This window comes from Pseudonocardia alaniniphila, assembly GCF_022524485.1.
GTDB classification, from domain to species: Bacteria; Actinomycetota; Actinomycetes; order Mycobacteriales; family Pseudonocardiaceae; genus Pseudonocardia; species Pseudonocardia alaniniphila.
Map to the genome: position 1 here is coordinate 108817 of NZ_JAKXMK010000022.1, position 21225 is coordinate 130041.

Genomic DNA, 21225 nt, shown 5'->3' on the forward strand with positions numbered 1-21225 from the left:
ATCAGAGCCGTCCGGATCGGAGGTCGGTGACCGCGACCCTCGCGGCCAGCCCGATCGCGGCATCGGCGCGCGGGAGCATCGCGTCGGCGCGGGCGGCGTGGGTGAACACGGCCACCGCGACGGGACGTTCCCCGTCGAACTGCACCACGCCGACCTCGTTGCGGATGGCGCCGAGGGTGCCGGTCTTGCCCGCCACCCGAACCCCCGCATAGGGAAACCCCGAGCGCAGCCGATGCGGCCAGATCTGTGCGCCGAGCACCTCGCGGGCGAAGCGGCACTGCTCCGCCGAGGCAGCACGGTCGGACCAGATCGCGTCCAGCAGCATGGTCATCTCGCGCGCCGTGGTGGCGCTGCCGTACACGGGGCTGTAGGCCCTCACCTCGGGTGCGACGTCGTGGCTGGCCAGGGCCTCGAACGCGGCCGCGGTGTCGGCGGACGCCGTGTCGGCCACCAGCGTGCGGTGCACCTCCGCGGTGCCGCTGCGCACCCGGGTGCGGGTGAGGCCGAGGTCGGCCATCGCCTGGTACAGCTGGTCGAGCCCGACGCGTTCCAGCAGGACGTCAGCGGCGGCGTTGTCCGACACAGCGACCATCGACAACGCCACGTCACGCCAGGACATGGTCACGTCGTCGCGCAGGATCGACAGTCCGGTCGGGCCCACCGTGCGTTCCGTCGGGACGATCGTGACCCTCTCGCGCGGGTCGATCGTGCCGGCGTCGACCTCCCTGCAGAAGGCGATGAGCAGCGGAAGCTTGTAGACCGACGCCATCACCACCGGCTCGTCCGGTCCGAGTCCGACCTCACGGGTGCCCGGACCGCCGAGCGCGACCGCGTGCAGCCAGCCGCGCACTCCGGCGTCGGCGAAGATCCGGAGGATCTCGTGGTCGCGCTCGTTCACCCCGCCGTTCCCCCGAGCGCGGCGAGCACCGCGTCGTGCGTGACGGGGACGGTGTCGGCGCCACGCCACACGACGCGCAGGCGCAGCGGCAACGGATCACCGGCGACCGGCCTGCGCACGACGCCGGGCGCGGCGAGATCGGGATCGGCAGTGACGGCGAAAGCCCGGCCCATGGCCACGAGGACCAACGCGGCCCGGTCGTCCACGGCAGGAATCACCGGGGCCACGAGCCCACGTTGTTCCAGCGTGTCGAGGAACAGATCGTGCGCCGCCGTTCCGTGGGGCCGTGGTGGCGCGGCCACACCCAGGCCACGCAACGACCGGAGCACCACCGGCTCACCGGTGCGCGCCGCGGGATGATCGGCGGGGATCAGCAGCGCGGTGTCGAGGCGGACGACCGGCCCGCTGCGCAGCGCACCCAGCAACGCCGGGTGGACGACGACGGCGAGATCGAGCTGGCCCGCCGTGACAGCGTCCACCAGTTCGCTCGTCGATGCGGTGGTCATCTCCACCGGGCCACCGGCGCGCTCCTGGCACGCGGTGGCCACGGCAGCCATGACCCGTGGGCGCAGCTGCGGCACCGTACCGACGCGCAACGACGTGGCAGCGGCTCCGTACGTGCCGGCGACCCGTCGCAGATCGTCCGCGCCCTGCAGGAGAGCGCGGGCGCGCGGCAGCAGGTCGCGCCCGGCCGCGTTGAGTCTGACCCCGCGGGAGCTGCGCTCCAGCAACACAACACCGAGGCTGCGCTCGAGCCGTTGCAGGCCTTGCGAGATCGGGGGCTGGGCCATGCCCAGCCGGCCTGCCGCGCGTCCGAAGTGTTCCTCCTCCGCGATCGTGACGAAGAACTCCAGGTGCCGGAGGAGATCCACGGGGCGGACACTAACAGGGGCGATATCAGACGCATATCAGACAGGCTGTTCGTTGCTATTTGCGATATCGGCCGTGCCCGGATTGTCTGAGCAGGTGACCAGATACAGGAGCCGTCGGCGGAGCCTTGCCGTAGCGGCGATAACGCTAGCGCTGATGGTGACGGTCGCGTCGTGTTCGCTGTTCGGGACCTCCGGTCCCCGCACGGCAGCCGAGAACTTCATCAGCGCGCTCGCCCGGGGCGACACGGCGGCGACCGCCGCCACCACCGACGACCCACCGGCCGCCACCACGCTGGTCAACGCGGTGTTCGACGGGCTGGAGCATCCGCGGCTCACCACCGGCCTGGAAGAGGTGAACGACGAGCAGTTCTCCTACCGCGCCACCTGGGACTTCGGCAACGGGCACGTCTGGTCCTACCTCGCGCACGGCACCGTCCGGCAAGCAGACGACGGCTGGAAGGTCCACTGGGCGCCGTCGGTCCTGCACGACGCGCTGCAGCCCGGGGACGGGCTGGAACTCCAGACGTTGCCTGCGACACCCGGGCGCGACCTCGACCGAGGAGGGGCCCCGCTCATCCGGCCCGCAACGGTGACGCTCGTGCGACTGGACCCCGCCCGCACCACGGACCTGGAGCGCACCGTGAACACCGTCGCTCCCGTCCTGGCCCGGATCGATCCGAGCGTGACGCGGGCATCGCTGCGCAGCGCCACAACGGGCGCCACCGGCCCGGTCACGCTGATCACCCTGCGCGAGGACGACGCCGCCCGCGTCGAATCGGCATTGCGTGACGTTCCCGGGATCGTGCTCTCCCAGCAACAGCGCCGCCTCACCGAGCGCGGACTGTCCTCACCGGCCCTGACCGAGCTGGCGAGGGACCAGGACACGGCCGGGGCGGGCTGGCAGGTCGTCGTGGTCGACACCGCGGGCACCGTCCGCACCCGCATCGCCGGACAGGACCCCGCGCCACCCCAGGACGTGACGCTCACCCTCGACCTCCGCGCCCAGACCGCCGCGCAGGACGCACTCGGCAGGCTCGACGAGCCGGCCGCGCTCATCGCCCTCCGCCCGTCCACCGGGGAGATCCTCGCCGTCGCGCAGAACCCGGCCGCCGACGCGCAGGGCCCGATCGCGCTCTCCGGCGTCTTCCCGCCCGGATCGACGTTCAAGGTCGTGACCGCGACGGCCGCACTGGATGCGGGCTCCGTCACCCCCGACACCGTGCTCGCCTGTCCCGGCACGGAGAACATCCAGGGCCGCCAGATCCCCAACGACGACGGGTTCGACCTCGGCTCGGTGCCGATGCACACGGCGTTCGCGCACTCGTGCAACACCACCTTCGCTCGCCTCGGTGTCGGCCTCGACCCCACCGCGCTGCGCCGGACCGCGGCTCGCCTCGGCCTGGGGACGGACTGGGACATCCCCGGGATCACCACCGTCACCGGCAGCGTCCCGGATGCCACGACGCCCGCGGAGCAGGTCGAGAACTCCATCGGTCAGGGGCGCGTCGTCGCCAGCCCGTTCGGCATGGCCCTGGTCGCCGCCACCGTGGCCCACGGCCGCACTCCGAGCCCGACCCTGATCCAGGGCAGGCCCGGGACCCTCACCCGCGACGGCGGCGAGCAGGCGCCGCTACCCGACCAGCTGCGGACCGAGCTCGCCACGATGATGCGGGAGGTCGTCACCGACGGCTCGGCGTCGCAACTCGCCGACCTGCCCGGCGTGACCGGCAAGACCGGCACCGCCCAGTTCGGCGACGGCACCCGTTCCCACGGCTGGTTCATCGGCACCCGGGGCGACCTGGCCTTCGCCGTGCTCGTTGTGGGCGGCGAGACCTCGCGGCCGGCCGTCGACGCCGCAGGGCGCTTCCTCGAGGCCACGCCCAATCCCTAGCCAGAGCGCATGAGGAGTACGACCATGCACAACTCCACGGTCGGCAGGCGCGCGGTACTGGGAGCCACGCTGCTGCTGCCGCTCGTAGCCTGCGGCCGAGCACCCTCCCCACCGGCCGCGGCACCCCCGGCGCCCGCACCCGGACCCGCCGCATCCGCCCGGCTCGCCGAACTCGAGACCCGCTTCGACGCACGGCTCGGGCTCTACGCCGTGCACACCGGCACCGGAGCAGAGCTCGCCCACCGCGCCGACGAGCGGTTCCCCCTCTGCTCGACGTTCAAGGTGCTCGCCGTCGCCGCGATGCTCGCCAAGACCCCGCCCGAGCACCTGCAGACCCGGGTCCGCTACAGCACGAGCGATGTCGTGGAGTACTCCCCGATCACCGAGGACCACGTCGCCGACGGACTGACCATCGCCGAACTGTGCGACGCCGCGATCCGCTACAGCGACAACACCGCAGGCAACCTGCTGCTCGACGACATCGGCGGCCCCGGCGCCGTCACCGACTACGCACGCCTCCTCGGTGACGGCGTGACCCGCCTGGACCGCCGCGAGACCGAGCTCAACAGCGCGATCCCCGGAGACGACCGAGACACCACCAGCCCCCGCGCCATCGCCGGCAACCTGCGCGACCTCGTCCTTGGCGAACGGCTCGACCCCGCCGACCGCGCCCTCCTGACCGACTGGCTCGTCCGCAACACCACCGGCGCCGCCCGCATCCGCGCCGGCCTACCGCCCGGCTGGCAGGTGGCCGACAAGACCGGCTCCGGCAGCTACGGAACCGCCAATGACATCGCCGTCGCCTGGCCTCCGGGCGGCGCCCCGATCGTCCTCGCGGTCCTGTCCACCCGCGACGGCCGTGAGGAACAGCCCGACAACGCCCTCATCTCCCAGGCCGCAGCCATCGCGGCAGCCGAACTCCGCTGACATCCCGCGCCGGACTGTGCGGCGGTCCGCATACATGACCATCGATCGGGGACGGGTAGCCGCGTGTGGCCCGGTGGCCGGACCCACGTACCGATCACGACCAGGCCGCCCGGCCCAGCCCGTCCGGTCGAGGCGCGGCCGCGCGTGGCACGGGCGCCCGGCGAACTCGGCCTGGCGGCCCAGCTCATGATCACCGACTGGGGACGCGCAGCCACGTGTGGCGCGGTTGCCCATCCCGAACTGCTGATCAAGCGTCGCCAACCAGAGCGACGACCCGGCCGGCCCGCCCATGATCACCGGTTGTGGACGCGCAGGCGTGCGCCGCACAGCTGCCGGCCCCCAAATGCCGATCAAGATCCGCCGGCCAGTCCGCCCCAACCAGCCGGCGGCGATCACCGATCGGGGAAGGACGGCCGTGTGGGGTGCGACCGCCGGGCGTCAACCGCTGATCAAGCGCGGAGATCGGGCTGACCCAGCCGACCCATTGGCCATGATCACCAAATGGGGACCCGGAGCCGCCCCTGGCGCGGTTACCAGTCCCCACCCGCTGATCAAGAACCGCCAACCAGAGCGACGACCCGGCCGGCCGGCCCATGATCACCCATTGCGGACGGACAGCCGCCTGTGGCGCGGTTGCCCGTCCCGAACTGCCGATCAAGAACCGCCAACCAGGACGACGACCCGGCCGACCCGCCCATGATCACCCATTGGGGACGCGCAGCCGCCTATCGCGCAGCGGTCGGTCCCCAAATGCCGATCAAGATCCGCCAGCGGCCCGACCCGCCGGCGGTCGGCGATGATCACCGCGTGGCACCCTCCCGATCTGCAGCTCAAGCCCTGACAGCCGGCATCCCCGCAAGCCGGGAGGTATCACCGGTGGGGATGCGTCGGCGCGGCCGTCGATCCACGAGCCTGGCAGCCGAGGCCGATCCGGCCGGCGATGATCACCGAACGGGGACGCGTAACCGCCTGTAGCACGGTTGCCGGTCCCCATCTGGTGATCAAGACCTGGCAGCGAGAGCGTCGGCACGGTCGGCCCGTCCATGATCACCGGCTGGGGACGCGCAGCCGTTCGTGGCGCGGTTGTGCGTCCCCAGCCGTTGATCATGGCGTCGCAACCGGGTTCAGCCCGGCCCTCGGCGGCGTCAAAGGATCGGCGGCCGGTCAGCGCGTCCGTGCCGCCGCCACGCCGGCGGCCAGTACGGCCGCAAGCCCGGCTGACGCCCACCCGACCAGCCGGGACAGGCCCGCGGCCCGGCGCAGGTCCGCAGGTGCGGGTGGGTGGCCGGAGCCCAGGCGGGGGCGTTCCTCCACCCCGTGCCGGTAGACGGTGCGTCCCCCGAGCCCGACGCCGAGCGCCCCCGCCGCAGCCGCCTCGACGGGGCCCGCGTTCGGGCTGGGGTGGGCACCGGCGTCCTGGCGCCATGCCGCCAGCGCCTGCCGGGGTGAGCCGCCGACAGCGGGGGCGAGTGCCGCGAACAGCAGCGCCGCCACTCGGGCGGGCAGGAGGTTGACCAGATCGTCGAGCCGGGCGGATGCCCAGCCGAACCGGAGGTAGCGGGCCGAGCGGTAGCCGACCATCGCGTCGAGGGTGTTGACGGCGCGGTAGCCGAGGAGGCCGGGAAGGCCGGCCACCGCGCCCCACAGCAGCGGGGCCACCACGGCGTCGGAGGTGTTCTCGGCCATCGACTCGGTGCCGGCCCTGGCCATTCCCAGGGCGTCGAGTGCGGCGGGGTCGCGTCCGCAGAGGGACGGCAGCCGGGAGCGCGCCGCGTCGAGGTCGCCGCCGGTGAGCTCGACGGCGAGTGCCGTGCCGTGGCCGGCGAGCGACGCGCCACCGAGCACGGCCCAGGTGGCTGTGGCGGTGAGCGCCACCTCGGCGAGCGGGCGGCCTGCCACCGCACGCCGGGCGAGCATTCCCACACCGGTGGCCGCCCCCACGAGAACGGCCGTGTACGCGGCACCGGCTCGCCTGCTGTCGGCGTAGCAACGCCGTTCGAGCGCGAGGGCGAGCGCCCCGAAACCGGCCACCGGATGCCCCCGCCGAGGGTCGCCGAACAGAGCGTCGGCCGCCGTGCCCAGAAGCAGCCCGGCCGGCCGCGCCCACCCGTTCGCCCTCACATCCGGGACGGTACGGCGGTGCGTCCTACCCTCCGCCGACCGCCTGGCCGAGGCGGAGGCCGTACAGCCGCTCGGCCTCGGTGGCGATCCGGTGCAGGGTGCACGGCCAGCGCGAGCCCGACCCACTGGATGTGCGGCAGGCGGCGCACCGGCCCATACGGTCGGCGACGTGTGCGGCCAGCAGCCGTCGCCACACCTCGGGCATGCCGGCCATCACCTCCGCCAATGACCCGCTCTCCGGCGTGCGTGGTTGCGTCACGACCGGTCCAACATGCTCGATCGGAGAGGACGTTTCAATTTTGAAAGGACGTCGGCGAGCGGCGGATGAGTTGCGGTCAGCGCCACCCCTCCGGACCAGGACGTCGCAGCTCGCGACGACCGACGGTCACTATTCACCGCTCAGCGCAGGAGATCGGATGAACGAGTACAGAGCCGAAAGAGTGGGTACAGCGCCGTCCCGTCACCATTCGGAGCCGTCTCAGAGAACGAACTCGCCGCTCGGTGGCCCGTCGGTCTCGCGCTCCGAACCGTGCAGCTCGGTCTCCCGGCCCCGCAGCTCGACGCGCCGGATCTTGCCCGAGATGGTCTTGGGCAGCGCGGCGAACTCCAGGCGCCTGACCCACTTGTACGGCGCGAGGTTGGCGCGCGCGAACTCCAGGATCGAACGCGCCGTCTCCTCCGTCGGCTCGTGCCCCGCGGCGAGCACCACGTACGCCTTCGGGACCGCGAGGCGCAGCGCGTCCGGCGACGGCACGACGGCGGCTTCGGCGACCGCCGGATGCTCGATGAGCACGCTCTCCAACTCGAACGGGCTGATCCGGTAGTCCGATGCCTTGAACACGTCGTCCGAGCGCCCGACGTAGGTGATGTAGCCATCGGCGTCGCGTGAACCGACGTCACCGGTGTGGTAGTACCCGCCCGCCATCGCCTCGGCGTTGCGCTCGGGGTCACCGGCGTAGCCGACCATCAGCCCGAGCGGGCGCCGCGAGAGGTCGATGCAGATCTCCCCCTCCTCGGCAGGCTCCCCGGTGGCCGGGTCGATCAGCACGATCGGGAAGCCGGGGACCGGACGGCCCATCGACCCTGGCTTGATCCGCTGCCCCGGCGGGTTGCCGATCTGCACCGAGCTCTCGGTCTGCCCGAAACCGTCGCGGATCTGCACGCCCCAGGCCTTGTCGACCTGCTCGATCACCTCGGGGTTGAGCGGCTCCCCCGCACCGACGACCTTCTTCGGTGGGTTCGCGAGCCCGGAGAGGTCGGCCTGGATGAGCATGCGCCACACCGTGGGCGGGGCGCAGAAGCTCGTGACGCCGCAGCGGTCGAGCACCCCGAGCACCGAGGAGGCGTCGAAGCGGGCGTAGTTCATGACGAGCACGCAGGACTCGGCGATCCAGGGTGCGAAGACGTTGCTCCACGCGTGCTTGGCCCAGCCCGGCGAGGAGATGTTCAGGTGGACGTCGCCCGGCTGCAGACCGATCCAATACATGGTCGACAGGTGCCCCACCGGGTAGGAGGCGTGGGTGTGCTCCACGAGCTTCGGCTTGGCGGTGGTGCCGGAGGTGAAGTAGAGCAGGAGTGTGTCCGAGCCGCGGGTGACGCCGTCGGGGGCGAAGTCCGTGGACGCGGCGTCCGCGTCGGCGTAGTCGAGCCAGCCCTCGGGCGCGCCCCGGACGGCGATGCGGGTGTAGTCGCCCTCGACGCCCTCGAACTTCCCGGCGTCGGTCCCACCGACCACCACGTGCCTGGCACCGCCGCGGTCGAGCCGGTCGCGCAGGTCGGACGCGGTGAGCAGCGTCGTGGCCGGGATGACCACCGCGCCGAGCTTCATCGCGGCGAGCAGGGTCTCCCAGAGCTCGACCTGGTTGCCGAGCATGAGGATGATCCGATCGCCGCGCGCGACACCGTGCTCGCGGAGCCAGTTGGCGACCTGGTTGGACCTGGCGGACAGCTCCGCGAACGTCCAGTGCGCCTCGCTCCCGTCCTGCTCGACGATCCACAGCGCGCGGGCGGCTCCCCGCTCGGGATCGGCCCCGACGGCGTCGAAGTGGTCGAGCGCCCAGTTGAACTCGTCGATCTCGGGCCAGTGGAAGTCACGGTAGGCCGTGTCGTAGTCCTCGCGATGGGCAACGAGGAACTCGCGCGCCGCGTAGAAAGCTTCTGCCGACCGATTCATGACCTCACCTCGGGTTTGCCACTCTGCTGATCGCACCCTAGTGAGGGCACACGCCCAGCGGCACGGGTCGGCACACCCCCACCCCGCCAGGCGCCCGCCCGCCGCCCGCGAGTCGCCCCCGGCGTGACCGCGAGTCGCCGGCCCGCTGCCCCCGAGTTGCCCGCCGGCCGCCCGCGAGTCGGACGACTGCGAGTCGCCCATCCGGTGGCCCCGGCGGAGGATCGCCCGTACCACCCGAAAGTCGCCCCCTGCGAACCGCGCTCCCTTCTCCGCCCACCCGCGCGCCGCTGCCACATGGCAGCCAGCCCGACCCCGTCGGCCGTTGAGGGCGATCGACGAGAGGGGACGACGGCCGCGTGTGGCGTGGCCACCGGTCTCGATCGCCGGCCACAGGTTGGTAGCCGGGCCCGACCTGTCGCGATGATCACCGGTTGGGGACGCGTAGCCGCCTATGGCGCGGTTGCCCGTCCTGAGATGTCGATCAAGACCTGCCGGCCAAGGGTCGACAGGGTCGGTCCGCCCGTGATCACCGATTGCGGACGCGCGACCGCGTGTCACACGGGTACCGGTCCCCAAATGCCGATCAAAGCGCGGAAGTCGGGCCCCGCCAACCCGTTGGCCATGATCACCAAATGGGGACCCAGAGCCGCGTCTGACGCGGTTACCGGGCCCGAGCCGTTGATCACGACCCGCCTCGACCAACCCGGCCCACCCATGATCACCGTTTAGGGACGCACAGGCGCGTGACACACAAATCCTGGTCCCCAAACGCCGATCAAGACCCGACCCGCCGGCCTTCGGCGGTCGCCGCGCCCGGGTGGCGGTGGGCCTGCTGGCCATGCGGCACGCGGCGCGGTTCTGGGAGCCGATGAACACCCACTCGTCTCGCCGCCGAGGCAGCGGCGCGCGTGCGAACTGCTCGGGGCGAGGACGGCCGCGTGGCCACTGATCAACGCGGAAGTCGGGCCGGCCCAGCCAGCCTGCTGGCCATGATCATCGAACGGGGACCCGGAGCCGCCTATGACCCGGTTACCGGGCCCCACCCGCTGATCTCGCCCCACCTCCACCAACCCGGCCCACCCATGATCACCGCTTGGGGACTCACGACCGCGTGTCACACAGCTGCCGGTCCCCAAACGCCGATCAAGACCCACCAGCAGGCCCGACCCAGCCAGTCGTCGACCGTCTCCGCGCCCGGGCGGCGGCAGCCCGCTGGCCGCGCCGCGCGGCGCGGTTCTGGGGGTCGATGAGCACCCACTCGTCTCGCCGCCGACGCGGCGGTGCGCACGCGCTCTGCTCGGGGGAAGGACGTCGCGTGTGGCGCGGTCACCGGCCCGCAACCGCCGATCAACGACATCGTCGGCGACCCGCTGGTGGTGTGGGGCCGCGGCAGCGAGCGGGCCAAGGTCGTGCCCGAGGTGCTCGAAGCCCCTGGGCTCGACCCTGCGCAAGTGGCCGACCGCGCGGAAGTCGGGCCCAACCAGCCCGTTGATCATGATCACCAACTGGGGACCCGCAGCCCCCTATGACCCGGTTACCGGGCCCCAACCGTTGATCACGACCCACCCCGACCAACCCGGCCCGCCCATGATCACCGCTTGGGGACGCGCGACCGCGTGTCACACAGCTGCCGGTCCACAAATGCCGATCAAGACCCGATCGCCGGCCCGACCCCACCAAGGCTCGACGATGATCTCCACAGGAGGCCCGGAGCCGCGTGCGACGCGGCCGTTTGTCCCAACTGCTGATCACGACTCGCCAGCCCGGCCGCCCCGCCGGCGCTCACCGATCGGGAAGGCGCGGCCGCGGGTGGAACCATCCGCAGGCCACATGATCACGAGCAGGCGGCAGAGGCCCGCCGCCCAGGGGCGTTCCGCCGGCTCGGCCGCCGCGCTCATGATCACCGAGCGGGGGCACGCCGCCGATCACCACGCGGCAACCAAGGTCGTCCCGGCCGGCCCTTCCATGATCACCTGTTTCGGCCGCACAGCCGCCTGAAGTGCGGTTATTCGTCCCGGACCACCGATCACCACCCGGCATCCAAGATCGGCTCCACCAGTCGCCGGCCATGATCACCGATAGCCGCCCGCAGCCCAGATGCTCGTCCCGAACCGCCGACCACAACCCGACAGCCGAAGTCGCCCCGACCAGCCGTCGGCGGCCCGGCTGGTCGTCCACAACCGACGGACACGACCCGGCAGCCTCCTCGGCCCGCGAGTCGCCCCTCCACGCCCCGCGGTTCGGGTGATCACCGGGCCCGACGGAGATCCATTTCGGCACCCCAGTGAGGTGAGATCGTTCGATCCCCCGTACGTGCCGATCTGATCGGGCCCTTCCAGCGTGTCGGACCGAATACCGTTCACGACGTGTTCGATCTCCCGCGAAGTGGCCGCGCAGCTGCGGTCGCTTTTCTCGCCGCCCTGCTGCTCGCAGGCTGCGGTGGCGGTGGTCTGCCGACCGGTGCGGGACCCACCGCACCGCCCGTGCAGCCGCCGGCCCCGCAGTCGGCGCCGCAGACGGCGCAGGAGGAGACGACCACGCCGGCACCGGCCGGATCAGCAGCAGAGCTCCCCTGGCCCGCGGCTGGTGCCGCTGAGGCCGCCGCGCTCCAAGCGGCGGTCGACAACGGTTCCCAGCCCTGGTTGCTCGATCCGGCGGAGGTGGCGGTGTCCTACGCCTCAGCGGCGTACGGCTGGACCGACGCCGAGGCTCAACCTGGTCCGGACGGCATCGTCGAAGTGCGCAGACCGGGCGGGCAGCGCCTCGCCCTCACGGTGGCGCAACCCGGCCGAACCGGCAAAAGCGGGATCTGGGTGGTCACAACAGAGCACGACAGGTGACCACATTGCCCGCGGGGAACGCGGGCGCCGAACGGCGCAGGCAACACGCCGGATAACCACCACAACGGTCGTGACTATCAGTCACAACCCGTACACCCGGACGCCCTTGACTCACTTGTTCGGGTGAAGACCTGTCGCACATGCAGCGTTACGGGCCTGACCGTCGATCTCCTCAACAGACGCCGCCGCATGAGCGACGGCCCCGATCAATCGCCAGGGGGCGACCAGCATGACCACCGACTCGGTCCAGCAGGACATGTTCACAGTGCTGCACGGCCAACCAGCTCCGGTCGTGACGCGATGGACCTACACCGCGTCCGACCCGTTCGCCATCTCTCTCGCCGTCGCGACCAGGAACGATCGATGGATCGAGTGGCTGGTGGCCCGCGATCTCGTGATCGACTCGATCACCGGTGCGGTCGGTGAGGGCGATATCCGGATGTCGCCGCACGAGGTGCAGGGCTACGACATCGTGGAGATCGAGATCCGCTCCATCGAGGGTCGCGCCGTGCTGGAGGTCGACCGCGACCTGCTGCGCCACTTCATCGAGTCGACGATCGACATCGTGGCGCTTGGTGACGAAATCAACCGAATGGACCTCGACGAGGAGATCGCGAAGATCACGCAGAGCTGCGCCGAATAAGCGCCGACCGCTCGGCGGAAGAGGCGCCACCGTATGGACCAGCCCGACCGTCGCCCCGCGGGCAGGAACAGCACGATGAGCACCACCACCGGGAGGACCTGAGCGAGCGGCACCACGGTGCCACTCCCGGTGCTCGGCGGCAGCGCGCCGCCCATCGCACATCACAGACAGCGCAGAGGACCAGGTCGTTCCGCTCCCTATCACGAACGCCGGTCCGTGCATTCGAACTCAGGGCAGACCCGTGATCGGCCCGGCATCGTCGCGCCCCGAGGCGGGCGCGGCCGCACCGCCGGTTTCCCGGTCGGCGTCGAGGCCTGCCGCCGGATCCCGGTGGGCAGTGTCGCGAGCCGGCGCGGGGTCCACTCCCCATCCGGACAGATCCCCTCCTTCGGCCACCGGTATCGAGCGGGGGTCGAAGATCTCGCCATCCGCGCTGACGTCCCGCGCGGCCTCCACCCGCGCCTTCCCGGCGAGCGGATCGTCGGCGAGAGCCGCGTCGAGCTCCGGGTCGTCCAATGCCGCCGACGTCGCGAGCGACGGCTCGTCGTCGAGCTCCGGGTCGTCGGTCTCGTGCACCGCGGCCTCCTCGGCGGGCGCGGCGCCGCCGTCGATCCCGACGTCCATGGCGTCCAGAGCGTCGGACGTCTCGAGCGCGGCGCCCTCCCCCTGCATCACCAGCCTGCCGGCACGGTCGGGGTCGATCTCCTCGTCGCCCTGCTCGCGGCGGAGCCGCTCGTCGAGCGTCTCGCCCTCCCGCATCTCTCGGGCGGTCACGCCGTCCTCGTCGAGCGCGTACGGCCGGTCCGGCGGCACGTAGCCCGCGTCGAGCGCGTCGCGGTCGCCGGGAGGTCCTCCGAGGTACTCGTCGTTCTCCAGCTGCACGGATGCGCCTAGGTCCGGGGCCTCGGGCTGCTCCTCGTAGTCTCGCTGAGCCATTGCCCCGGTTACCCCGGCCCCTTGGACCCCACACCGGATGCTCACCCTCGCTGCGCCCGATGTGTGTTCTCATCAGCTGCACGTGCAGGAGGAGGACACATGACGCCGTATCCAGCTGGGGGCGCCGGAGTGAGAAGCGCGGCCCCGCCTGTTCCGGCGACCGGCCGCCCGCGCGACTCGGCCGCCACGCGGAAAGCCCTGGCCGACGCGGGACGCGCCCTCTTCGCCACGGTCGGCTACGACGCCACGACGGTCCGCGCGATCGCCGACCGTGCCGGGGTGAACCAGTCGCTGCTGTTCCGCTACTTCGGCAGCAAGGAGGGCCTGTTCTCCGCGGCCGTCCTGGACAAGGCGACGGAGCTGCTCGCCGAGGTCCCGCGTGAGGCCCTGCTGGAACGCACGCTGGCCGCGGTGCTGGACGACGAGCACGGCGGTCGCAATGCCGAGACCCTGATGGCGGTGCTCCGGGCCGCGGGGAGCTCCCGGGTGGCCGAGGACATCCGGATCCGGCTGTGCGCGGCCTACTCCACCGCGTTCGCCTCGCTGGTCGACACCGACGACCCGGCCGACGCCGAGGTACGTGCCGACCTGCTGCTGGCGTGGCTGCTCGGGATCGCCCTCAACCGGTCCGTGCTGCGCGCGGGGCCGCTCCACGACCCGCAGGTGGTCAGGGATCACGTGCTGCGGGCGGCCACCACCCTGCTCGGTCCGCGCCGTTCTCCCTGAGTCGGCACTTCTTGCTAGCGTCGGCGTAAGCGGCCGCTTGCATCGGAGAATTCCATGGTTCGGACATATCCCTTCAGTGAGCCCGACCGGCTCGAACTCGACCCCGTCTACCAGGACCTGCTTCGCGACGAGCCGGTCTCCCGGGTGGCGCTGCCCTACGGCGGAGAAGCCTGGCTCGCCGTCCGGCACGCCGACGTCCGCACGGTGCTGGGTGACCCTCGCTTCAGCCGCGCCGCCGTCGTCGGGCAGGACGTCCCGCGCGTGCGGCCGGAGATCGACCACCAGGTCAACTCGATCCTCAACATGGACCCTCCCGACCACACGCGCCTGCGCAAGCTCGTGGCCAGGGCGTTCACCACGCGCCGGGTGGAAGCGCTGCGGCCCCGCGCGGCCGAGCTCACCACGGAGCTGCTCGCGGGCATGCGCGCGGCCGGCCCCGGAGCCGACCTCGTCGAGCACGTGTCCGTGCCGCTGCCGGTCACGATCATCTGTGAGCTGCTGGGCGTGCCCGTCGAGGACCGGCCCATCTTCCGTACGGCCTCCGACGCCGCCCTGTCGACGTCCGGGATGACGCCGCAGCAGCGGGTCGCGGCCACCGAGAAGCTCGCCGCGTACATGGCGGGGCTGGTGGCGCAGCGCCGGGCCACCCCGACCGACGACCTGCTCGGCGCACTCGTCACCGCACGGGACGAGGGCGACCGGCTGAACGAGGGCGAGCTGATCGGCCTCGGCATCGGCATCCTCATCGCCGGTCACGAGACCACGATGAACCAGATCGGCAACATGACCTACACGCTGCTCACCCGCCCTGACAGGGGCGCGGCGCTGCGGGGTGACCACGAGGCGATCGTGACGGCCGTGGAAGAGCTGCTGCGCTACACACCGCTCGGGGCGTCGGCAGGGTTCCCACGGATCGCGAAGGAGGACGTCGAGCTGTCGGGTGTGACGGTGCGGGCGGGTGAGGCCGTGGTGGTGTCGATCCACGCCGCCAACCGCGACCCCGAGATGTTCGACGACGCCCAGGCGCTGGTGCTGGGCCGGGCGCCGAACCGCCACATCGGTTTCGGCTACGGCGCCCACCACTGTCTCGGTGCGCAGTTGGCCCGGATGGAACTGCAGGAGGCGCTCGGGAGCCTGCTGCGCGAGTTCCCGGATCTGCGTCTCGCCGTGGCACCCGAGGACGTGCAGTGGCGCAAGGGCGCGTTCGTCCGCGGCCCGCACACGCTGCCGCTGGCCTGGGGCAGCGCGGAGTAGCGCCTCTCACGCTGCGCCGGCCTGCGCACGCCATCACGATTGATGGGTGTCCGTAGGCTTTCGCACGGGGTACGTGACCTCACCTGCTCCGCTCTACTACGAGCGGTTCACCCCGGTCGCCGACGGCGAGCGGCCCGTCATGGTCCTGGTCCACGGCGGCTGCCTGAGCGGCGCGTGCTACCTGGGCACTCCGGACGGCCGTCCGGGCTGGGCCCACGACTTCGCCGGCCAGGGCTACGACGTCGTGGTCCCCGACTGGCCCGGGATCGGCAGGAGCGGAAGCGTCTGCGAGCACGCGCTGTCCGGCGATCTGGTCTGCGCGGCGCTGGGTGCGCTCCTGGAACAGGTGGGGCGTCCGGTCGTCCTGCTCGTCCACTCGATGGCCGGTCCCTTCGGCTTCCGGCTCGTGGAGACGCACGGGAATCTCATCGAGGCGCTGGTGGCGGTCGCGCCGGGGCCACCGGGCAACATCCAGCCCGAGCCCGTCGTGGTGGCCGAGACCGACTCGGAGATCGAGCTCGCCGTGCCGCCGGCCCGCCGGCGGTTCCCGAAGACCGGCAGCTACATCGCCACCGAGCAGTTCGTCCAGGAGAAGCTGATCGGGCGGGAGTCCACGCGGTTCCCCCGCCACGCCGTGGACGTCTTCCGCGCCGGGCTGCTCCCGCTCCCGGCCCCGCTCTTGCTGCAACGGCAGAACCTGCGGGGCGGGCAGCTCCGTGTGGAGCGAGCGGACAACTTCGCGGGGCTGCCGATACTGATCGTCACCGGGAGCGCCGACCTGGAGCACCCGCGGGACGAGGACGGCGCCACCGCCGAGTGGCTGGCCGGGCTGGGCGCGGACGTCGAGTACCGCTTCCTCGCCGACGCCGGGATCACCGGCAACGGCCACATGCTCATGCTCGAGGACAACGGCCGCGAGATCGCCCTCTCGATCGCCGGATGGCTGGAGATGACCGCGATTCCGGTGCCGATCGGACGGCGCTGACGCCGCCTGTCACCCGCCGGGGGGGGCGGGCAACCGTTGCGTGCGCACCTGCACACCCCCTCGGGCCCGGCCGCCGGTGCCGGCCGCCAGGCGCAGGCAGGTCTCGACCCACAGGTTCAGCTGGATCTCCTTGGCCAGCCGCAGCCTGCTGTAGAGCAGATGCGAGAGCCGGTCGCCCGACCGCGCCCACGCCTCGATCGTGATGACCAGCGTGTCCTTCTTCGGACGGCACCGGAACTCGATCTGCCCCGCCTCCAGGTGCCCGCGCAGGGTGGCCAGCCGGAACGACGTGTCCGTCCGGTCGACCACCCGCACCGGCCCGTCCCATGGCCCCGGCATCCGGATCAGGAACTCGTCACCGACGGCCATGGCGCCCGGCGCTCCCCGCGTCTTCTCGAACACCGCCACCTCACGGGGAGCGGCGCAGTTCGGGTCGCCCGCGAGCGCGGCGATCACCTCCGCGGGCTGCTGCTGCGCTCCCTCTACGCGAACCCAGTAGCGCCGGTGGAACATCGGGCCGACGCCGTCCTCGACGGGTTGGAGGTCGTCGTCGACCACGTCGGGCGGCAGCGGCGGGGGACGGTCGTGGTCGTCGCCCGCGCTCTCGGAGCGGTGGATCGGGGTGGTGCGCCACATGTACTGCCAGGTCACCAGCGCCAATCCGATCGGCCAGCGGAGGACGATCGCGGTCCGGTGGGCGAGGCTGCCGGGGGCAGGGCGCGAGCGGCGGAGTAGGAGCACGACACCTCGGGTACCCGATTCCCGTGATCCCCACTGGTCCTGCGCTCCGCCGTGCCGCCGTGTCGCTGTACGGCGCGTCGTTCGGCTCGATCGGGTTGTGCATCGGGCTGTGGCTGCGCGCCAAGACCGTGGACCAGGACGAGCGCGGCAACGCGGAGCGGCGTGCGCTGTTCGTCGGGCTGTGGCCCCCGATGTTCTGGCTGATCGGGGACGCCGTGCACCGCGCCGGCCATCGGCGCTGACCACCGTGCAGGACCTCGCGGCCACGGTGGGCGAGCTACGCGGGCGTCCGGTCAACTACGACGAGATGAAGGCTCCCCCGTTCGTCGTCGACGGCTGGCATCAGGACCGGCGCGTCGTGGTGCTCGGCCGGGAGGCACCCGGCGAGCCGGAACCCGGCGGGGTGGTCGAGAAGGCCCGAGCCCTCGTCGACGGCTACGAGTTCAGCGATCCCGGCATCCTGCGGGCGGCGTTCCGTTGGCCCGGTGACCTCGTCGGCCGCGACATGCTGCTGGAAGGCCGGTTCCTCCTGCTGCGCTTCCTGATCGGGGTACGCATCACCGCGGCGCACGACGAGGTGCGCGAGGGTGCCGACGGGCCCGAGCGGGTGGTCGGCTGGTCCTACCAGACCCTGCACGGCCATCTGGAACAAGGCCGGCTGACCTACGAGGTGGCGAAGAACCTCGCCACGGGCACCGTCGAGTTCCGGATCATCGCCTACTCCCGGCGCGCACCCATCCCCAACCCGGTGCTCCGCACGGGGTTCCGGCTCTTCGGGCGGCGCACGCAGCTGCGCTTCTACCGGCACGCGCTGGTCCGGCTGCACCGGCTGATGCAGGCGCCACCCTGCCCACCGGCACCCGGCCCGGACGGGATCGTCCGCGCACCGAGCGGGGTAGGAGTGGGCCGGTTCGAGAAGTGGACGCTGCCGTTCGTGCACCCAGGCAGCTGACCCGGCCGTCAACCACATGGGCGAACCCCTGACCAGCGGGTTTGCCGAGAGTCGACGCGGGCAACCGCCGGTTGTGCAGCCTTTCGACCAGATCGACCGTCTCGAACGCGCCGAGGCGCTGGACCGGCCCGCAGCGGCGATCCGCCCTGTGGTGCAGCGGCTGCTGCGCGACCGCCGGGTGAAGGACGCATTGCACGGGGTCTGGCTGGGCCACCCCCTGCACCCCGCGCTGGTGCATCTCACGCTCGGGTCCTTGTTGTCCGCGTCCTTGATCGACCTGGTCGGTGGGAAGCGCCGCTACTCCACCGGTCTCATCGCCACCGGCCTGCTCCTGACGCCGTCCACCGCGGCCGCGGGATGGGCGGACTGGTCGGCGGCCCACCCCGACCAGCAGCGCGTCGGGCTCGTGCACGCGTCGACGAACGCGCTGGCGGTGAGCTGCTACGCCGCGGCCCTGTGGAAGCGGGCCCGGGGGCGGCGCGGAGGACGGCTGCTGTCGCTGGCCGGAGCCGCCGTCGCCGGTGCGGGCGCAGCTCTCGGCGGCCACCTCTCCTACCACCTCGCACTCGGGGCCAACCACGCCGACCGCGTGAGTGACCTGGCGCCGCAGGGCTGGCAACCGCTGGGTGCGCTTTCCGAGGTGGCCGAGGGCACGCCGGTGCGGCGGACGGCGGGGGAAGTGCCGGTATTCGTGCTGCGGCGCGGTGAGCAGGTGGATGTGCTGGCCGACCGCTGCCCCCACCTGGCGGGCCCGCTCTCGGGCGGTGAGGTGGTGGGCACGGACGGAAACGCCCGGGTGGTCTGCCCCTGGCACGGGAGCGAGTTCCGGCTCGACGACGGCCACGTCGTGCACGGCCCGGCCACCTCACCCGTGCCCCGGTTCGAGACGCGGGTGGTGAGCGGCAAGCTGGAGGTCCGGATCGCCCCGCCGGACTGACCCGGCGCGGCGTCAGCGCTCGATGTGGACCTGCACCGACCGCCCGTCCGGCGACAGCCAGCCCTTCTTCTCCGCGTAGGCCGTCATGCCCGCCCACTGGTCCGCCCAGTCGGGAGCGGTCGCGACCAGCTGCGCCGTCGAGCGCAGCACGGCGAGATCCAGCCAGGCGTTGTCGGCGTCGATCAGCTCGCCGACGCCGGTGGTCGTCAGCGCGGCCCGGAGACCGTCGGCGTCGAGGTCGGTCTGCAGGTGCAGGCGGCCGAGGTCGTCGGCGTCCTGCACGACGGCGCCTTCGGCCGTCACTCGGACGATCACGCCGCCATCCTGCCTGGTGGGCGCGGCGACGGCCAACCCGGGCCGATCGTCTCGGTCGCGAGAGCGTCGGCGGTCAACTCCCGGCGGAGCGGTCCGGGGCCCGGAAGAGGACGCCCGCCGAGTCGGACCCGGATGCCCCGTGGATGCGGTAGGCGATTCCCGCCGCCTCGACGAGCGCCACGTCCTCGGCACGCACACCGCGACCGGTGAACCGCTCGACCGCGACGAGACCCTTCTCGACCCGGTCGTGGTAGTCCTCGAGCTCGAGCCCCGCCAGCGTCTCGAGAACGTCGGGGTCGGCGGGGAGTGCGGGCGGCGGTGGCTCGAACGAGGCCAGCAGCTCGCCGTCGCGTGCGAAGGACAGGCTCGTGAGCGCGTTGACGTTCCAGTACATGCTCGCCGCGGAGCCGTGCGCCGAGGCCCGCCGGAGCACCGGCCCCTGCGCCCCCTGCCAGCCGTTGTACTCCAGCGCGAGAACCGCGCCGTCGATCGGGAGTACGGCGACCCAGGGGTCGATACCGGCCTGCCCGAACAGCTCGGCCAGCGGCACCGGCTGCGCCGGATCGGCGCCGAACGCGGCCAGCACCTGCTCCGGTTCTGCTCCGGTGACGACCATGACCGTGCCGGCCGGGCCGAGGCCGGTGCCGCGCACCCAGCGGTAGGCGACCTCGGGCCGGGCGACGACCGGCGGCTCCGGCTCGCCCCGCAGCCGGTGGCCGAGCCGGTCGGTGGCCTTGTGCACCACCTCCCCGGCGAGCGGCGCGGGCCAGACGACGATCTCGTAGCGTTCGCCGCCGTCGCCGTGCTCGTCGCGGCCACGGGCCGAGATGCGGGCCCGTACGGGTCCGGGCCACGGCGGGGTCTGACCCAGCAGGTGCGACGGTGCCGGCGCCGCCGGGCCCAGCAGCGAGGCTGCCCCCTCCTCCGCCGTGTAGCTGATGTCGACGACCTCCTGCCACGAGGCCAGGTCCACCACGGTGGGCTCCTCGGACAGCACCCGCAGCCACACCGGCACCGCGGCGCTGCTCACGCCGGTGCGCAGAACGATCCCGCCCGGCACCGCCTGGACGAGCCCGTTCGCCGGCTCCCCGATGGCGGTGGGAAAGGCGCCCTCGACCAAGGCGAACCGGTGCTCCAGCACGGGAACGTCGCCCGCCGAGAACCGTGGGATGACGTACTCGGCCCGCAGCCGCTCGCGCAGCGCCGCTGCGTACTCGACGGGCATCGGACGCGAAAGCAGCACTCGCGTCGCCGCGTCCAGTGCCACCCCGACCACCACCGGTGGCTCCGCCCCGAGGATCGGGGGCGCGGCAGCCCTGAGCACCGCCAGCGCCGTGACGACCGCGAGCGCGAGGTGAATCCCGCCGTGGGCGGCGGCCACGTCCTGCTCGGCACCCGGAGGGATCTCCAGCAGCGGGGCGATGCGCTCGTGCTCCGCGAGTGCGCCCACGAGACCGGCGACGAGCTCGCGCAGTCCGGGTGCGATCTGGTCGAGCAGTGTGACGGCCGAGTAGGCCTCACTGTCACCGCTCGCCGACATACTGGCGACGCCACCCCTGCCCGGCGACACCCTGGCCCGTGCGGGGCCGCGCAGAGCCTCGGGGATGTCGAGCGCCACCTCGGGGACGGTGAGCTCCAGCGCTCCGAGGAGCCGCTCCGCGAGGAGATGGTCCACCCCGGACCGGCGTCCCGGAGCAGGCCGGAGCGGGTCGGCCGGGGCGGCGGGCGCCGCCAGCCTCCCGAGGAGCGCCACGGGTGTGGCGGGGATGCGGCCCGCCACCATGGGTAGCGCGCTGAGCACGATCTCCACCAGCGCGTCGGCGACGCCCTCGGGTGGCTCGGGCACGGTTGCCTGCGCGCCCGGCGCACCGACAGGCCACGCGGCCGCCACCGGCGCGCGCATCGGCTCGGCGGCCCGAGCCACCGGTAGTCGTGATGGTTCCGGTCGATCCACAGCAGACCCGCCCCTTGGTCGTGGAGCCGCCATTCTCAACGATCACGCGCATCGGCGATC

At 72.4% G+C, this 21225-nt stretch carries 20 protein-coding genes; 11 read left to right on the top strand and 9 right to left on the bottom strand.

Annotation, left to right across the window (positions count from 1 at the left end):
• Position 1: 1 nt before the first annotated feature.
• Positions 2-898 carry a serine hydrolase gene (locus MMF94_RS24545; RefSeq protein WP_241039517.1) on the bottom strand — a complete coding sequence of 299 codons (897 nt, stop codon included), beginning with the start codon at positions 896-898 and terminating at the stop codon, positions 2-4.
• A complete protein-coding gene (locus MMF94_RS24550; protein ID WP_241039518.1) occupies positions 895-1770 on the bottom strand; it encodes a LysR family transcriptional regulator in 876 nt (291 codons plus the stop codon). Before MMF94_RS24550 ends, MMF94_RS24545 begins: the two co-directional genes overlap by 4 nt.
• A 154-nt stretch (positions 1771-1924) precedes the next feature.
• Between MMF94_RS24550 and MMF94_RS24555 the strand changes: the two genes are divergently transcribed.
• Positions 1925-3661 carry a penicillin-binding transpeptidase domain-containing protein gene (locus MMF94_RS24555; protein ID WP_241039519.1) on the top strand — a complete coding sequence of 579 codons (1737 nt, stop codon included), beginning with the start codon at positions 1925-1927 and terminating at the stop codon, positions 3659-3661.
• Positions 3662-3685: 24 nt separating this feature from the next.
• A complete protein-coding gene (gene bla / locus MMF94_RS24560; protein WP_379660364.1) occupies positions 3686-4588 on the top strand; it encodes a class A beta-lactamase in 903 nt (300 codons plus the stop codon).
• 1164 nt (positions 4589-5752) lie between these two features.
• Here the strand turns inward: bla and MMF94_RS24565 are convergent.
• The 3 genes from MMF94_RS24565 to MMF94_RS24575 form a co-directional block, all read right to left on the bottom strand.
• Positions 5753-6709 carry a cobalamin biosynthesis protein gene (locus tag MMF94_RS24565; RefSeq protein WP_241039521.1) on the bottom strand — a complete coding sequence of 319 codons (957 nt, stop codon included), beginning with the start codon at positions 6707-6709 and terminating at the stop codon, positions 5753-5755.
• 25 nt (positions 6710-6734) lie between these two features.
• On the bottom strand, positions 6735-6968 hold the full coding sequence (locus tag MMF94_RS24570) for a hypothetical protein (RefSeq protein WP_241039522.1): 234 nt from the start codon (positions 6966-6968) through the stop codon (positions 6735-6737).
• A 219-nt stretch (positions 6969-7187) separates the two neighbouring features.
• Entirely contained in the window at positions 7188-8882 is a 1695-nt protein-coding gene (locus tag MMF94_RS24575) for an AMP-binding protein (RefSeq protein ID WP_241039523.1), read from the bottom strand.
• Positions 8883-10162: 1280 nt separating this feature from the next.
• Between MMF94_RS24575 and MMF94_RS24580 the strand changes: the two genes are divergently transcribed.
• The 3 genes from MMF94_RS24580 (at position 10163) to MMF94_RS24590 (ending at position 12365) form a co-directional block, all read left to right on the top strand.
• The gene (locus tag MMF94_RS24580) at positions 10163-10411 is read left to right on the top strand and encodes a hypothetical protein (protein WP_241039524.1); all 249 of its coding nucleotides are present in this window, start codon (positions 10163-10165) and stop codon (positions 10409-10411) included.
• A gap of 837 nt (positions 10412-11248) precedes the next feature.
• Entirely contained in the window at positions 11249-11722 is a 474-nt protein-coding gene (locus MMF94_RS24585; RefSeq protein WP_241039525.1) for a hypothetical protein, read from the top strand.
• A 229-nt stretch (positions 11723-11951) separates the two neighbouring features.
• Positions 11952-12365 carry an SsgA family sporulation/cell division regulator gene (locus MMF94_RS24590; protein ID WP_241039526.1) on the top strand — a complete coding sequence of 138 codons (414 nt, stop codon included), beginning with the start codon at positions 11952-11954 and terminating at the stop codon, positions 12363-12365.
• Between the two features lie 228 nt (positions 12366-12593).
• On the opposite strand, the gene MMF94_RS24595 is transcribed toward MMF94_RS24590, so the two are convergent.
• A complete protein-coding gene (locus tag MMF94_RS24595; protein ID WP_241039527.1) occupies positions 12594-13301 on the bottom strand; it encodes a DUF5709 domain-containing protein in 708 nt (235 codons plus the stop codon).
• Between the two features lie 99 nt (positions 13302-13400).
• Here MMF94_RS24595 and MMF94_RS24600 point away from each other — a divergent pair, with 99 nt between their 5' ends.
• The 3 genes from MMF94_RS24600 to MMF94_RS24610 are packed head-to-tail and all read left to right on the top strand — an operon-like array spanning position 13401 to position 16266.
• The gene (locus tag MMF94_RS24600) at positions 13401-14027 is read left to right on the top strand and encodes a TetR/AcrR family transcriptional regulator (protein WP_241039528.1); all 627 of its coding nucleotides are present in this window, start codon (positions 13401-13403) and stop codon (positions 14025-14027) included.
• A gap of 54 nt (positions 14028-14081) precedes the next feature.
• On the top strand, positions 14082-15281 hold the full coding sequence (locus MMF94_RS24605; protein WP_241039529.1) for a cytochrome P450: 1200 nt from the start codon (positions 14082-14084) through the stop codon (positions 15279-15281).
• Between the two features lie 46 nt (positions 15282-15327).
• Complete coding sequence (locus MMF94_RS24610; protein WP_241039530.1) at positions 15328-16266, top strand: alpha/beta fold hydrolase; 939 nt, start codon at positions 15328-15330, stop codon at positions 16264-16266.
• Between the two features lie 9 nt (positions 16267-16275).
• On the opposite strand, the gene MMF94_RS24615 is transcribed toward MMF94_RS24610, so the two are convergent.
• Positions 16276-17007, bottom strand: a complete 732-nt coding sequence (locus tag MMF94_RS24615) for a DUF1990 family protein (protein WP_241039531.1) — start codon at positions 17005-17007, stop codon at positions 16276-16278.
• Positions 17008-17033: 26 nt separating this feature from the next.
• Between MMF94_RS24615 and MMF94_RS24620 the strand changes: the two genes are divergently transcribed.
• The 3 genes from MMF94_RS24620 (at position 17034) to MMF94_RS24630 (ending at position 18896) form a co-directional block, all read left to right on the top strand.
• On the top strand, positions 17034-17249 hold the full coding sequence (locus tag MMF94_RS24620; RefSeq protein ID WP_241039602.1) for a hypothetical protein: 216 nt from the start codon (positions 17034-17036) through the stop codon (positions 17247-17249).
• 5 nt (positions 17250-17254) lie between these two features.
• Complete coding sequence (locus MMF94_RS24625) at positions 17255-17959, top strand: DUF1990 family protein (protein WP_241039532.1); 705 nt, start codon at positions 17255-17257, stop codon at positions 17957-17959.
• Positions 17960-18032: 73 nt separating this feature from the next.
• Positions 18033-18896, top strand: coding sequence for a Rieske (2Fe-2S) protein (locus tag MMF94_RS24630; protein WP_241039533.1), 864 nt, complete (start codon positions 18033-18035; stop codon positions 18894-18896).
• Positions 18897-18908: 12 nt separating this feature from the next.
• Here the strand turns inward: MMF94_RS24630 and MMF94_RS24635 are convergent, their stop codons facing one another.
• The gene (locus MMF94_RS24635) at positions 18909-19211 is read right to left on the bottom strand and encodes a hypothetical protein (RefSeq protein ID WP_241039534.1); all 303 of its coding nucleotides are present in this window, start codon (positions 19209-19211) and stop codon (positions 18909-18911) included.
• A 73-nt stretch (positions 19212-19284) separates the two neighbouring features.
• Positions 19285-21135 (bottom strand): DUF6461 domain-containing protein, encoded by a 1851-nt coding sequence (locus MMF94_RS24640; protein ID WP_241039535.1) that lies wholly within the window; start codon positions 21133-21135, stop codon positions 19285-19287.
• Positions 21136-21225 lie beyond the last annotated feature (90 nt).